Origin of the sequence: Chitinophaga tropicalis, from assembly GCF_009758205.1 — a bacterium.
Lineage (GTDB): Bacteria > Bacteroidota > Bacteroidia > Chitinophagales > Chitinophagaceae > Chitinophaga > Chitinophaga tropicalis.
In genome coordinates, this window is sequence record NZ_WRXN01000009.1 from 218,250 (window position 1) to 232,196 (window position 13,947).

The 13,947-nt window shown below is 45.6% G+C and carries 13 protein-coding genes; 6 read left to right on the forward strand and 7 right to left on the reverse strand.

What is annotated here, in order from left to right; all coding sequences use genetic code 11:
- Nucleotides 1-202: 202 nt before the first annotated feature.
- From GO493_RS20055 to GO493_RS20070, 4 genes are read left to right on the forward strand one after another with little or no spacing between them, the layout of a single operon-like run.
- On the forward strand, nucleotides 203-1,231 hold the full coding sequence (locus GO493_RS20055) for an efflux RND transporter periplasmic adaptor subunit (RefSeq protein WP_157308015.1): 1,029 nt from the start codon (nucleotides 203-205) through the stop codon (nucleotides 1,229-1,231).
- A gap of 8 nt (nucleotides 1,232-1,239) precedes the next feature.
- Nucleotides 1,240-4,341 (forward strand): efflux RND transporter permease subunit, encoded by a 3,102-nt coding sequence (locus tag GO493_RS20060; RefSeq protein WP_157308016.1) that lies wholly within the window; start codon nucleotides 1,240-1,242, stop codon nucleotides 4,339-4,341.
- Nucleotides 4,328-5,653 carry a TolC family protein gene (locus GO493_RS20065; RefSeq protein WP_157308017.1) on the forward strand — a complete coding sequence of 442 codons (1,326 nt, stop codon included), beginning with the start codon at nucleotides 4,328-4,330 and terminating at the stop codon, nucleotides 5,651-5,653. Before GO493_RS20060 ends, GO493_RS20065 begins: the two co-directional genes overlap by 14 nt.
- 17 nt (nucleotides 5,654-5,670) lie before the next feature.
- Nucleotides 5,671-6,102, forward strand: a complete 432-nt coding sequence (locus tag GO493_RS20070) for a DUF2147 domain-containing protein (protein ID WP_157308018.1) — start codon at nucleotides 5,671-5,673, stop codon at nucleotides 6,100-6,102.
- 126 nt (nucleotides 6,103-6,228) lie between these two features.
- Here GO493_RS20070 and GO493_RS20075 read toward each other — a convergent pair whose 3' ends face one another.
- The 7 genes from GO493_RS20075 to GO493_RS20105 all read right to left on the reverse strand — a co-directional run bounded on the left by GO493_RS20075 (nucleotide 6,229) and on the right by GO493_RS20105 (nucleotide 12,116).
- Nucleotides 6,229-7,113, reverse strand: a complete 885-nt coding sequence (locus GO493_RS20075) for a DUF5777 family beta-barrel protein (RefSeq protein WP_157308019.1) — start codon at nucleotides 7,111-7,113, stop codon at nucleotides 6,229-6,231.
- 96 nt (nucleotides 7,114-7,209) lie between these two features.
- Entirely contained in the window at nucleotides 7,210-7,749 is a 540-nt protein-coding gene (locus GO493_RS20080; RefSeq protein ID WP_157308020.1) for a YceI family protein, read from the reverse strand.
- Between the two features lie 13 nt (nucleotides 7,750-7,762).
- Entirely contained in the window at nucleotides 7,763-8,164 is a 402-nt protein-coding gene (locus tag GO493_RS20085) for a c-type cytochrome (protein WP_157308021.1), read from the reverse strand.
- A 15-nt stretch (nucleotides 8,165-8,179) separates the two neighbouring features.
- Entirely contained in the window at nucleotides 8,180-8,599 is a 420-nt protein-coding gene (locus tag GO493_RS20090) for an OB-fold protein (RefSeq protein WP_157308022.1), read from the reverse strand.
- Between the two features lie 24 nt (nucleotides 8,600-8,623).
- Entirely contained in the window at nucleotides 8,624-10,051 is a 1,428-nt protein-coding gene (locus GO493_RS20095) for an outer membrane beta-barrel protein (RefSeq protein ID WP_157308023.1), read from the reverse strand.
- Nucleotides 10,039-10,581, reverse strand: coding sequence for an RNA polymerase sigma factor (locus tag GO493_RS20100; RefSeq protein ID WP_232538902.1), 543 nt, complete (start codon nucleotides 10,579-10,581; stop codon nucleotides 10,039-10,041). Before GO493_RS20100 ends, GO493_RS20095 begins: the two co-directional genes overlap by 13 nt.
- A 350-nt stretch (nucleotides 10,582-10,931) precedes the next feature.
- Nucleotides 10,932-12,116, reverse strand: a complete 1,185-nt coding sequence (locus tag GO493_RS20105) for a sigma factor-like helix-turn-helix DNA-binding protein (protein ID WP_157308025.1) — start codon at nucleotides 12,114-12,116, stop codon at nucleotides 10,932-10,934.
- Between the two features lie 163 nt (nucleotides 12,117-12,279).
- Between GO493_RS20105 and GO493_RS20110 the strand changes: the two genes are divergently transcribed.
- Nucleotides 12,280-13,380, forward strand: coding sequence for a metallophosphoesterase (locus GO493_RS20110; protein WP_157308026.1), 1,101 nt, complete (start codon nucleotides 12,280-12,282; stop codon nucleotides 13,378-13,380).
- A 34-nt stretch (nucleotides 13,381-13,414) separates the two neighbouring features.
- Nucleotides 13,415-13,825: a DUF6496 domain-containing protein gene (locus tag GO493_RS31130; protein WP_232538903.1), complete on the forward strand. Its 411-nt coding sequence runs from the start codon at nucleotides 13,415-13,417 to the stop codon at nucleotides 13,823-13,825.
- Nucleotides 13,826-13,947: the final 122 nt, after the last annotated feature.

Below are 13,947 nucleotides of genomic sequence, written 5' to 3' on the forward strand. Positions count from 1 at the left end.
ACTTGTTTTAGATAAAACAAAAGGATACAATTTTTAATGTATCATAAAAATTAACCCGTTTCCATTTAGAACATTTGTAACTGTTTAAATTTTTCTTCGGGAGGATTCGGGCTGCCTGCGGCAGCCTGAATGAGAGGTGTTGAGATGCCTCCGGCAGCTTAATGAGATAGTAAAATTTGTATTGCTTAAACAATTATACATTATGAAATGTACTTACCCCTTATTGGCCGCAATACTGATATTCAGCAGCTGTGGGTCAAAGAACAGGAACAAGGAGACAACGGAAAGTGCTATTCCGGTCATTGCAGAAGAAGCCGGCCGTACTTCCACCGTCAGGGAGACGTCTGTCAGCGGAAATATTGAAGGCAGCCAGACGGTACACCTGGGCTTTATGGTAGGTGGAAAGGTCAACTTTATAGCCGCCAACGAAGGCCAACCCATAAAAGAGGGCCAGCTGCTGGCCAGCCTGGACGCTCAGAATTATAGCATAGCCAAAGAGATCTCTGACGTAAACGTAGGAAAGGCGCAGGATGAATTTAACCGCCTGAAGATCATGTATGAGCGCAAGAGCATCAGCGAAAGCGACTTTACCAAGATCACCCTTGGACTGCAGGAAGCTAAAGCACAGCAGAAACTACAGGCAAAGAACCTGGCAGATACCAGGCTCTACTCCCCCATCAGCGGGGTATTACTGAAAAAGAACACTGAAGTAGGCGAAATAACGGCAGCGGGCACACCCTTATTTGTTGTATCGGCCATCAACACTGTGAAAGTAAATGCATATATCCCCGAGAGTGAGTTAAGTAATGTAAAACTGGGGCAGGAAGCCACCGTGTTTGTAGGCGCCCTCAATGAAACGCTGACGGGAAAAGTAACCGAAGTAGGCGCCGCCGCCGACCCTGCCTCCCGGGCATTCATGGTGAAGATCAACCTCGGTAATCCCGGACTGCGTGTACGTCCCGGTATGATAGCAGAAATAAAGATAGCTTCCGGTCATACAAGCGAGATACTGGCATTGCCGGCAGAAGCTGTATTACATGACCTGGATAACCAGAGCTATGTATATGTCATAGACAAATCCAGGAACAAAGCTTTTAAACGTAAGGTCAGCGTGGGTCAGTTGTCAGGCAACCGGATAGAGATCACTTCCGGCGTTCTTCCCGGAGAACTGGTAGTAACCGGCGGACAACAGAAACTCAATGACGGCTCATCTGTCATCATCACTAAATAAGCGGGGCCATGAACTTTGTAGAAAAATCCTTGAAATATAAACAGGTCACCCTGTCTGTGCTCTTCCTCGTATTCCTGGTCGGTGTGAATTCACTGCTGAACATGCCGCGCAGGGAAGATCCCAGGATCACCATCAGGCAGGGACTTGTCATTGCCTACTTCCCCGGCGCCAATGCAGCACAGGTGGAAGACCAGGTGACTAAAAAGCTGGAGCAATACCTCTTCCAGTTTGAAGAGGTACGAAAGGATAAAACCTATTCCACCACACAGGATGGGATGGTAGTGGTGAATGTAGAACTGGAAGAGAGCATCAAAACCCCTGACGTATTCTGGAGTAAGCTGCGGCACCAGCTGCTGGTGGGCAAATCCATCGATTTTCCACAGGGAGTGAAGGGCCCTATCGTCAATTCTGACTTTGGTGATACAGAGGCGCTGGTAATAGGTATTGAAAGCGATAACGCCAGCTATGTACAACTGAAAGAATACGCACAGAAGCTGGAAGATCATCTGCGTACTATCAAGGCTGCCTCCAAGATCAAACGTATAGGAGAGCAGAAAGAACAGATCACTGTTACGTCCAACTCGGAAAAGCTTTCCCAATACGGGATCAATGTACAGCAGGTGATCAGGGTACTGCAGTCGCAGAATACCATCAGTCCGACGGGCGACATTAAAACCTCCAGCAGCAAAGCACCTTTATATACTTCAGGTTATTACAACACAGAAAATGAAATAGCCAACCAGATAGTGGGTACCACCAAGACCGGCGCTACTGTACGACTGGGAGATGTAGCTACCATCAAAAGAATATATACGGAACCTACCAGCAATATTACGGTGAACGGGCATAAAGCGCTTATCCTCACCGTGCAGATGCTGGAAGGCAATAACATCGTGAAATTCGGCGAAGAGGTAGAACGTAAGATCGACGAGGTGAGGCAGCTGCTGCCGGGGAATGTTCATATCAGTACTATTGTCAACCAGCCTGTACTGGTAGATGAAAATATCTCGCATTTTATCAGGGAATTCTTCCTGGCTATTGTTTCGGTAGTGATAGTAGTGATACTCTTATTACCACTGCGGATAGCGATGGTAGCAGCTATGGCCATACCTATGACCATAGCCGTCACTTTTGCCCTGATGCACTTCCTGGGTATTGAACTGCACCAGGTATCACTCGCGGCATTGATAGTTGTACTGGGGATGGTGGTAGATGATGCCATTGTGATAGCAGACAATTACGTGGAACTGCTGGATGAAGGTATTGACCGGTGGACGGCCGCATGGCGCAGTGCCAGTGATCTTGTGATACCGGTGCTGGCAGCCACTATTACTATCATCGCATCCTTTATGCCTATGGTGCTGATTACCGGCGCTGTGGGAGAGTTTATTGCGGCACTGCCTATCACCGTAGCCATTGCCCTGGCATCTTCTTTCATTGTGGCCATGGTGCTCACACCACTACTTTGCTATACTTTCATTAAAAAAGGTTTGCATAATCCAGATAATGCGAAGAAAAAGAAAGGGTCACTGCTGGACGGCATGCAAAATGGATATAATAAAGCGCTGGAATGGTGTGTCAAACATCCCGTACTTACAGTAGGCGGTACGCTGATAACCGTATTACTGGCAGGGCTGCTGTATACAAAAGGCATTAAGCAGAAATTCTTCCCGGCAGCAGAGAGGAACCAGTTTGTTGTGGAGTTGTGGATGCCTACAGGTACCAAGCTGGAGAAAACGCAACAGGCTATACGCAGAATAGAAGAGGTAGTAAAAAAAGATAAGCGGGTGACTTCTTATGCTACTTTTGCCGGCACCAGCGCTCCCCGTTTCTACTATAACTATTCCCCGGAAGTACCTGTTACCAACTACGCCCAGATACTTATCAATACTACCTCGGAGAAGACAACGGAAGAATTATCAGAGGAGCTGTCACGCAAGGTCAACATGTTATCGCCCGAAGGCACTCCGCAGGTAAAGCTGATGCAACAGGGCTCTACCCTGAAAGCGCCTGTAGAAGTACGTATAACCGGCGACGACATTAACCGCCTGAAGCAGATAGGCGCCCAGGTACAGCAGATCATACAACAAACTCCGGGCAGTGCGATAGTACGGAGCGATTTCCGGGAAGATTATTACGGCATAGGCATACAGCTGAAAGACGAGGCTAACCGGTTAGGCTTTGCTACTTCCAGCATTGCACAGTCAGTGTATATTGGTTTCAGCGGCGCACCTGTATCTACCATGTATGAAGGTAACAACCCTGTAGATATTGTGCTGCAGCTGGATGAAGAGAACCGCAGGAGCTTTGATGACCTCCTGAACCTGTATGTGGAATCTCCTGTTACCGGAGCACATATACCCTTGCGGCAGATAGCCACACTGAAGCCTGAATGGCAGACGGGCAGGATCATGCATCGTAACGGTGTAAGGACGCTCACCGTACAGAGTGAAACTACTCCTGATGTACTGCCGGCAGAGCTGCTGACCCGGATACAGCCGGATATAGCAAAGCTCTCCTTACCACCCGGATATCATATAGAATATGGCGGGGAACAGGCCAACAAAGAAGAGACCTTCAGCCAGATGATAGTAGTGCTGCTTATCAGCCTGGTGCTGATCTTCTTTATCCTGCTCTTCCAGTTCCGTAACCTGAAAGAGGCGGCTATTATCATGCTGACCATTCCACTCAGTCTTTTCGGCGCTATGCTGGGCCTGTTCATCACCCATAACAATTTTGGATTTACTGCTTTTGTAGGGTTGATCAGTTTGTCAGGGATAGTAGTACGTAATGCTATCATCCTGGTAGATCATACCAATGAGCTGATGCGGCATGGTATGGATATACGCACAGCATCTATAGAATCGGGCAAACGCCGTTTGCGGCCTATTTTCCTGACAGCTATGGCCGCCGCTATCGGAGTATTGCCTATGATCATATCCGGGTCTCCTATGTGGAGCCCACTGGCCAGTGTGATAGCAGTAGGTGTGATCTGGTCTATGATAGTAGCGCTGCTTACAGTACCCGTACTGTATATAGTGTGGATCAAACCGGCCGATAAAAAAGATATTGTTATAAAAAGTAAAACAGCACAGCATGTACATCAATAGATATACTGTCATGGCAGCTTTGCTGTTCGTGACCGGGACATTGTTTGCCCAGCAGCCGGGCAGGTTACAGCTGGAAGAAGCCATCGATATGGCGCTGCGCAATAATCATCCGCTGCAGATCAAACAACTTCAGACAGAAGAAAAGAAAGCTAAATTACAGGAAGACGGCATCAAACAATATCCTTCCGTTATTGTCAATTCTGCTTACCAATACAATCAGAACCTGGGGGAACTGGTTATTCCTGCAGGATCTTTCGGCTCATTACCGATAGGCGGCAGTAATGTTTCCCTGCCGGGAGAGGATAAAACCTTCGAGCTTGGCAAGCATCATAATTTTAATGCCGGCGTTACCGTATATCAGCCGATCACGCAGCTACGCAAGATAAAGGCAGGAATAGATGTAAGCAGAACAGATGTGCTGATATCTGAACAGGAAAGGATAAAGGCATCATTACAGGTGAAACAGGCTGTAGAACGCCTTTTCTATGGGTTGCTGATCAACCGTAAGCAGCAGGAAGAAGCGCGCGCCAAACTGGAACTGGCCAGGATAAGGCTCTATGATGTGGAAAGCGCCCTCCTTTCCGGGAAAACCGTCAATGTCAATAAAGCAGGCCTGCTGGCTAATATAGCTGATGAGGAACAGAACCTGCTTAAACTGGATATACAGGCAGATGATTATACGGCTGATCTGAAGCAGCTGACCGGTATTACGGCTGATAGTATTATCCTGGAAATGCCAGGTGATATACACCCCGTTTCATCACCCGCGCCGGCAGATACCTTTAACAATGTAGATCTGAAAATAGCTACCCTGGGCAAGCTGAAAACAGAACAGGCTATCCGCGCTACCAAAGCAGGCTATCTGCCGGACGTAGGTCTTATAGCAGGATATACCTACCAGACGGGCAATATTCTCTATCCAACCAGCAATCCTTATGCGGGAGCTTCCCTGAGATGGAATATACAGGACCTTTTCTCCAATAAACAGGTGCTGAAGCAACGGCAGTTCCTTTTGCAACAGGCGGAGACCAACATTACCAATACACGGGAGCAGGTCACCAATGATATTGCAAGGACTCAGCGCCGTATAAACCAGGCTGCAGCGCTGATAGCAGTGGCGCAGAAGGCTGTTACTTACCGGGAAGAAGAAATGAAATTACAGGAGGATAAGAGTGATGCCGGCCTGAATATTGCAGCAGATATATTACAAACAAAATCGCAATTAGCCAAGGCAGAGGCAGATCTGCTGGCTGCACAGCTGAGTTACAGGCTGGCACAGTCTGATCTGAAAATTTTGACTGGTGGAAATTAAATTATAAGCATATGAGCATGAAAAAAACAATCCTGCTGCTGACCATGATCCTTGCCACAGGCAGTCTGTTTGCCCAGAGCCAGGCGGATAAGATATTGGGGACATGGTTGAATGAAGAGAAAGATGGTAAGATAGAGATCTATAAGACGGGGGAGAAATACTTTGGGAAAATTGTGTGGGGGAAGGAACTTTATGAGCCTGATGGTAAGACGTCAAGGACGGATAGGAAGAATCCTGATCCGAAGCTGAGGAGCAGGAAGCTGGAAGGGTTGGTTATACTGACTAATTTCAGGTATGATGATGGTGAGTGGGAAGGTGGGAAGATATATGATCCTAAGAGTGGTAAGACTTATAGTTGTGTTATGCGGTTTAAGGGGAGTATATTGGTGATAAAGGGGTATGTGGGTGTGACGTGGTTGGGGAGGACTACTGTCTGGACGAGGGTGTGATTTATTATTATTAGTGCGGAGAAAATTGCTCAAAAAAGAATGCTTTCGCCTTCGGCGAAAGCATTCTTTTTTGAGAGAGGGGCGGGCCTGCGGCCCGCCCTAAAAAAGGTGAAAGCATTCTTTTGCTTATTTTTTAAAGCTGAAAGCGCGGGATACGTTGAATCCAAAGAAAATATCTCCTTTACCCCAGCTGCCGTTTGTTTTAGCCAGGTAATAAGGCGCTACCATGCCTGCAGAATTGGTGAATACCAGCTGGAACACGTGACCACCTGTTTCGATATCAATTCCAAGAGAAATGGAATTATATACTTTGGTAGACACGACCTGATCTGGCAGCAGGTAGTTATATTCTGCATTAAAGCTCATACGTTTAGTGAATTTCATACGGCCGCCAACACTTACTGCAAGGACATCGTTCTTGTCTGCCGTAGTGGGGACGAGGTTGAAATGTGTCCAGGAGGGTGCTACCTGCAGGGAAAGGTTACGGGAAAACTTCCTGGCTATGAGCAGCTGTGTTGTGTAACTGGTACGGTAACGTGCATCCAGGTAAGGTTTGTCTGTATAACGCTGTGTGTAATTTGAAACAAGGCCATATACACTTAATGAAATGGGCATTGACGTTGTGGTCTGCTGCAGTACTTTATACTTTATGGACCCGTCAAATGCTTTATCTACAGAGCTTCTGCCTACACCTACAGCAAGTCTGTCGGTGATGCCGTAATCCAGTCCGAAGCGGATAGAGGCATTATCAAGGCCAAACAGTTCATATGCACCTTCGTTGAGTTTGCCGAAGCGGTGCATGATCAGGAACTGCAGGCCTCTTTTACCGGGGGCTTCCACGGTAGGGACATTAATCAGTTGTGTGGCTTTGAAGGTACCTGTTACCAGTTCCTTCTGCGGACCGGTGGCCAGTGAATCGTCCAGCATCTTCATCAGTTTATCATCCTGCGCCATAACTAACTGCTGACTTCCAAATAAGAACAATATAATATAACAAGCTATCTTTTGCATAATCTGATTTATTTAAGTAGTGTATCAGTTCAAACTGAAAGTCTGAACTGATACACTAGCATATTTTAGGTGCTGACAAAGCTTTTCTTTTCCCGGTTATTTTGCCGGTGTACATGCTGCGAGCACCTTGATATTGATCTGCTCTGCAATTTTATCCTTCACCAGCGATGGTATCTTAATATTAAAATCTGATGGTTTTACAGCGAAGGCTGTTTTACCTGTCAGCTTACCGTCAGCGACTTCCAGTTCTGCCGGTATGCTTACCGGTTTGGTAACGCCATGCAGCGTAAGATTCCCTTCTACCTGTACTTTATAGGTACCGGGAGCAGTGCCGACATTACCGGTAAATGTACCACTGAATTGTGCTTTCGGATATTTATCGCTTTCCACATAATTCTCATTATAGTGGTCCTGCATCAGCTGTTTATTGAACAGGAAATTCTTCTGCAGCAAAGTGAAAGCAATTGTCTTTTTAGTCAGATCAATGGCTGCCAGCGCCTGTTTATTCTCTGCTTTGATATCTTCCAGAGGTGTTTTGGAATAAAAGCTAATGTTACCGTTGCGCGTCATGAAAGTCTGCGCACTTAACGGCAGATACAACAGGCTTCCCAATATGATACAGCAGATCGTCTTCATGCTCATAAGTTTTTTAATTGTTTAATGCCCCACGCGCTATCCACGCTTTAATTTTATTGATGTTACAATCTGACAGTTTAGATCCTCCCTGAGGCATAGCGGGATAACCGGAAGCATGTGTAATAACACCAACCAGGTTACCATTATCAGCCTGTGTTTTAACACCTGCATATGTGCTCAGCGTTACACCACCGGAAGGAGCGCTACCGCTATGACAACCGGTGCAGTTGGCAGAGAGGATAGGTGCTACATTCGCAGAATAGGTCATGTTCGCAGTATCACATGTGGTGCCACCACCTCCGTTTCCGCCGCCATTTCCACCACCAAGATTATCTTCACTGCTTTTTGAACAGGACACGACGATCAGGCTAAGCGCAATAACGATTGCGCTCAGCGGCAACAATACTTTTTTCATAAATGATACTTTTAGTTACTTGTTAATTATAATAGTTGCATCTGAAATACTTACATCCATTAATAAACCGGTGCAAACACCTTTTATACGCACCGCCTCTCCTACTTTAGGAAGGCTGGCATTCCCGCTGGTCACGCTGCAGTTCACACCACCGTCTTTATTTTCTCCTCCTGACAGCAGCACGGAGATCTCATTGCCATTCTGCTGTACTTCTTTTACTGTGCCTGTTACTTCCAGTATTTTGTTGACATAATCACTATCTGCCTGAGCTTCATTGCTTGCATATTCACTGTACAGTTGCTCTGCTGTTATTTGCCTGTCTGTCGATGCTTCATAAGCAGCTGCCCTGGGTTTATTATACAGGTAGTATCCTGTTCCGATCACAGCAAGGCAAAGGATTAGCCCTGCGAAAACTAATGTTCTTCTTCGCATCATGTACTATATTAAATTGTTCTTAAATCAGCGTACCCTTCTCGTCAGACCGATATTCAATCCTACGCTTGTTACTGGCAGGTCGCCAATACCAATACCGGAGACTGGTATCTTAACATAAGGTTCCACACGGATATTGCCCAATCGTCCTGCGGGGCGCTCAAAGCCTACGCCCAGATGTATAACAGAGAACCAGTTCTTTGTAGAGTTCTTATAATCGTAATCCATCTTCCCGTAGTAGCCGTTCCTGTAGTAATCATAATTATAAGCTTCTTTCTTCATAAGATATGAGGACATTCCTCCATTCACATACCAGCTGCCTTTTGTCCCGTTATGAAAATTATAGCGTACGTTTACAGGAATCTCGAACATATTACAGTAGCCGTCAACCACCAGGATCTTTGTATCAGAAGCTACAGGTATTTTTTTAGTACTGAAATACTTTCCATCTGAGTAGTAATATTTCCTTTCCCATAACAATCCTGTTTCAACGGCCAGGCGGTTGCTGATGCGATAACCTGCTATCACTCCCAGCTGGTAGCCTACTTTTGAGGTACGTTGCATTTTTACGGTGGTGATATCAGGGCTTAACAGTATCCCTGCATACAAACCCTTTTGAAAAGATGCAGTTCCTTTCGGTTTTGCCTTCGGGATCTGCACCTTTTCATTTAAAGACGGCAAAGGTTCCCGTATAGTGGTCCTTCTCAGAAGTGTTGTACCAGTTGCAGGCATGGTATATTCATACCGGATACCGTCAAGGTATTCAACGGGCAATGCTGAGCCGGACGTAACGGGCGTTTGGGCCACTGCTACGGGCTGTTGGTGTAAAAATGTGTTTTGATTCCTTAATGGCAGGACAGTACTGCCATTACTTATGCTATAATTGTTTCTGTTCACTGCTGGCTCGCGTATACCCTTTGCCGGCTTTAGCGGGTTTGCCGTTTGTCCAACTGTTAACTGTTCACTGTTCTGTTCTATTTCATTGTTCTTTGTCGTGTTTTTTTGCTGTCTTATTTCATTGTTCTGCGTTACGTTATTGTTTTGATTTATGTTGTTATTCTCTGCTATTACATTATTCTGTATCGTATTAATATCCGGTATAACGCTACCAGAGGTTTGTATATTGTCATCTCCCCTGTTAAATTCCTTTGTGGTATTTCCTGCATCATCAGCAATATTTTGTTGTACAAACCGTTCTTTACCGGTGCGGGGAATCTTACCCGTGTTTAATGGCGGTGTATAAACAATAAAAAAAATGGTAGTCAGCAAAAGCAGTATTACCAGCTTTAACAGCATATTATCAGCAGTACCACTCATACCTCCTCCCTGCGGCCGGCTGCCTGCCTGCTGCAATTTACTCCTTAACGCTTCCCAATCGGCACCTCCTGTTTTCAGGGGGTAATCCGAAGCTGCGTTACGGAATAGTTCGTCCATATCGTCGTCTAGTAGCTGCATACGTCTATTTCAGGTATATCAGTATTCAATTTCTTTCTTAAATAAGCCCTTGCTTTTGCCAGATTCGACTTAGAAGCCCCGATACTGATATTCAGTTTATCCGCTATCTCCTGGTGAGAGAATCCATCAATTACATACATGTTGAATGCGATCTGGTATGATGGCGGTAATTCTTTGATCAGTACGATCAGTTCCTTATAATATATCTTTTGTTCTGCTGATTGACCAACATCCGGCACTTCCCATACTTCTTCCGGGATGCCTCCTATTTCAGGGATCATATTCCTCCGGCGGAGTTCATCTATGGCGGTATTGACCATGATCTTTCTGATCCACCCCATTAAAATCTTCTCTATATCCTCCGATTCTTCATAACTGAACTTGTCAAAACGCATGAATACCTTTACAAATCCGTCGTTGACTACGTCTACGGCGTTTTCATATCTGTAAATATACCGGAATACGATCTTAAATGCATAGCCGTAGTACCGCTCATATATAAGCTTCTGGCACCTGGGCTGATGAGACATGCACCCCTGTATTATGGTAGTCAGTTGTTCCAAATCGAATTTTAACAGGTAGCTGTTGTTACAGTCTTACACTAACATAATACGGATATGGAGGGAAAAGGGTTGCCTGCGTTGCAACAAATTTTTTAAAAAAATATCAATGTATTATTAATCAATATTTTAGAAGTAAATAAATTTATATTTATTGGGATTAATAATAATATTAACAAGGGAAAATTGCCGAAAAATTGGTTTCGCCTTCGGCAAAACCAATTTTTCGAGAAGATTTTGCGCTGCGCGCGGCTTTGAGAGGGATTTTTTTGAGAGGAGTGGTTGAACAGGGTTATGAGGGAGATTTTTGAGAGAGGCCTTTATTTCTTCCAGGACATAATCTCCTTCACATCTGCAGGTTCTATTTGCAGGGTTTTCCGGGAAGAAATGATGGCCTGCTGTCCGGCAGTCACAGCTTTTGTAGTACTGTCATAACTTACTGTTGCACCGGAATGCCCCAGGGGGATGATCTGTACGTTCCCAGTACCGGTACGGACGTCAAAGTAGGTACCCTGTACTATCAGCTGCAGAGAATCTGCTTCAATATAAAAAGGCAGGGTAGTATCTTTTGTGGCCTGAAAGCAGGCCTCCCCTTCCACTGTCAGGTTCCTGGCAGTGGCACTGAAATCATCATCCCAGCTTACGGTAGCTCCTTCATTCAGCCAGACCTTTGTCTGATCGGGCAACAATTCCGCCCTTCTGCTGTTAGCCCTCATTATCAGTAAGTAAATGCCGGGGCCAAGGAGAAGGAAGATCAGGGCTGCAAGAGCATACCAGGTATTGAGTCTCCTGGAGTATACCTTACGCACCACGGGCGAGCTATCTGCCGGCGTTGGCCTGTCTACCGCCATAGCTCTTGATGCCAGGGGCAGCCAGCGTTCATTGAAAACAGCCGGTACAGGAGGATGCTCTTCCAGTTCTTTTACTCCCGCCGCCACCCATTGATGCTGTGCAGAAGATTCATCATGTATGGCCAGTTCCCTTACACATTGCCTGACAGATTGCTGTACGGCATGAATAGCGCTATGCACAGCGTCGTCAGAAAGACCCAGGGACTTTCCTATGTCAGCTATCTTCATACCCTGCAGGCGATGCATTTCGTAAATGAGTCTACGTTGCGGGGGCAGGGAAATTATTACTTCATGGATCAGCGCCTGGTATTCCTGGTAATGATGCCGGGGGATAAAGTCTTCATCTTCATGATGCACCGGTAAAGGTTCACGGGGAGCTGTTTCATACAGATACAGGTAGGCCTCTTTCAACGCTACAGTCCTTATATGTGTATCCGGTTGCTTAATATGGGGTAATTTATCCCTGTAGAGCCACAACTTCACATAGGTTTCCTGTAAAGCTTCCATAACAGCGGCCTTGTCCTGCTGCATAACGATCATGAGATCTGCATAGATGACAGGCGAGGTTGTTCTGAAGAATTGGATAAAGGCAGCTTCTTCTCCATCTGCAATACGCTGTAACAGGGTTATATCGCTGTAATGTATTTCGTGCATACGTGGGGTATCTTTATAAAAATAAACAATATATTTTTTAATTTCCCGCAGGCCCGGCTGAAAATAGTGTATTAGTCTGAGTTTTTTTCAGGAGTAGTCCGGCCCTGCGGGCCAAACAGAGGCGCTGCCCTGCTGAAAATTCAAGAGATGTTCAATCAAGCACATGAAAAAATTATTCCAAAGACCCATCATATGGCTCTCCCAACTGATATCTTCGAATCCTGACAGGAAACTCGTCTTCAATTCTTTATCACAGTTATATAAACAGATCAGCACCGGTAAGGTTGAAAAAGGCATAGTCCTGCCCTGCGATCCTGAAAAGGCCTCCATCATTATCTTCTCCGATCAGCATAAAGGCGGCAGGGACGGATCAGATGATTTTATGCAGGCAGAACCCAATTACCTGGCAGCTCTGAACTACTATTATGAGAAAGGATTTACGTTTGTGAACCTGGGAGATTGTGAAGAGCTTTGGGAAAACCCTCCTTCTGTTGTACTTGAAAAGAACAGGGCAGCTCTTCTGGAAGAATCCAGGTTCCTGCAGCAGGACCGCTATTACAGGATATTCGGTAATCATGACCTGGAATGGGCTTATGCTATTCCGAAAGACCAGTTCCTGAAACCATTGTTCGGTAAAAAGCTGAAAATATACGAAGGGCTGATACTACGTATACCCTATAACAGCAACAATTTTGATATTTTCCTGACGCACGGCCACCAGGGAGACCAGCGCAGTGACGGGAATGCCTTCAGTAAATGGTTTGTTGCGGCTATATGGACGCCTATCCAACGTTTCTTTGATATTAAACTGGATACTATTTCAGACAACTTTGACCTGGTTGATAAACATAACGTGATCATGTATGAATGGAGCCAGCAGTTACCCAACACACTGCTTATATCAGGTCATACACATAAACCTGTATTTGCCTCTATGGACCACATAGACCGGCTCACCAAGCAAATGCTTAAGGCAAGGGAAAAAGGGAATGATGCAGAGATACTGCTGCTGCAGAGTGCCATTGAAAAGCGGCAGACCGAGTATGCTGGTAAACAGTTCATAAAGACAATGGTTAGTCCGACGTATTTCAATACAGGCTGTTGCTGCTTCAGTGATGGCGATATCACCGGTATTGAAATAACAGAAGGTTTTATACGGCTTATTAAATGGGAAGAGAGTGCAAATGGCGGGTCTTCCAGGAAAGTACTTGAAGAATCGCCTCTTTTCTACCTGTTTGACCAGTTACAGCATTCCGGCACCTGATTTGTTGTTCCCTTATTGTATCAAATCCTTTATTATGGCAAAGTATTCAAAAAAGAGCCAGGATAAGGTGGAAAAGACTATGCATGAAATGCATGAGGGGAAGTTAAAAAGCGGCAGAAGCGGTAAAAAAGTGAGTAATCCTAAGCAGGCGATTGCAATAGGATTGTCTGAGGCCAGGAAGGAAGGCGCTAAAGTGCCTAAGAAGGCTGCAGCTAAAAAGAAAGCTGCGCCGAAAAAGAAAGCTGCTGCGAAGAAGGCGGCGCCGAAGAAAAGAGCGACGGCAAAAAAGGCTACAGCTAAGAAGGCAGCACCAAAGAAAAAGGCTGCTGCTAAAAGGAAGGCAACGCCGAAAAAGAAAGCTGCAGCAAAGAGAGCGGCGCCAAAGAAGAGGGCTACAGCTAAAAGAAGGGCTAGTACGAAGAAGAAAGCTGCTGCTAAAAGCTGAGCTTGATTTTTGATAGTTTTGAAAATTATTTTTTTGAGCAGTGGGAAAGAACTGCCCAAAAACGGGTTTTGCCTTCGGCAAAACCCGTTTTTGGGAGGGGATTTTTTCGCTGCGCGGCTTTT